Annotated in this window: 1 protein-coding gene; it reads left to right on the forward strand. The window is 41.1% G+C overall.

All coding sequences use genetic code 11. The annotated features are described in order from the left end of the window. The first annotated feature begins 88 nt into the window (after nt 1-88). Nucleotides 89-406 (forward strand): c-type cytochrome, encoded by a 318-nt coding sequence (locus R7E78_RS28460; RefSeq protein ID WP_005498990.1) that lies wholly within the window; start codon nt 89-91, stop codon nt 404-406. Nucleotides 407-594 lie beyond the last annotated feature (188 nt).

The following is a 594-nucleotide window of genomic DNA, read 5'->3' on the forward strand; positions in this document are numbered from 1 at the left end:
CTCTGCTTTAGATTGATTTTGATCATTGAGCTTCCCCTTGGGGGAAGCTTTATTCTACGGTCAATTATCGCTAAATCGAGAATCCATAATGCTAAGAACCCTCCTTTTAACGTCTCTCATTTTTACTTCCACCGTTTATGCCAATCCTTTTGGCGATGCTGAGAAAGGCAAAGTTAAAGCCCCAAGCTGCGTATATTGCCACGGCACAAATGGACTAAGCAGTAATGACGCCTATCCGAACCTTGCAGGCCAAAGCCCTAAATACTTGTATGACTCGATGAAAGCCTATCAGGATGGTTTGCGAACCGGGCCACTGGCAGAGATGATGAAAGCGCAATTACGTATGCTGAACGATGAAGATCTCCGCGATGTTGCTGCATTTTTTGCCGAGCAATCAGGCGACTAAACGGTCTGCATTAATGAGTGAGAAAAGGCTCGTCAGCAGTACGAGCCTATTTATTTTCCTGAATATAAAACCAACAACACATTCCACCAACAAATGAACACAAATCAATCAAACACACTTTAGATCAAATATTTGATGAATTTATAGTTCACTACAGGCATTAATATTGACTTTTTATTCTACTTTAT

Source organism: Vibrio sp. YT-19(2023) (assembly GCF_033337395.1).

What these genes read in the sequence shown, in the direction of transcription:
- R7E78_RS28460 (WP_005498990.1), top strand. Translation starts at nt 89, where the DNA reads ATGCTAAGAACCCTCCTTTTAACGTCTCTCATTTTTACTTCCACCGTT.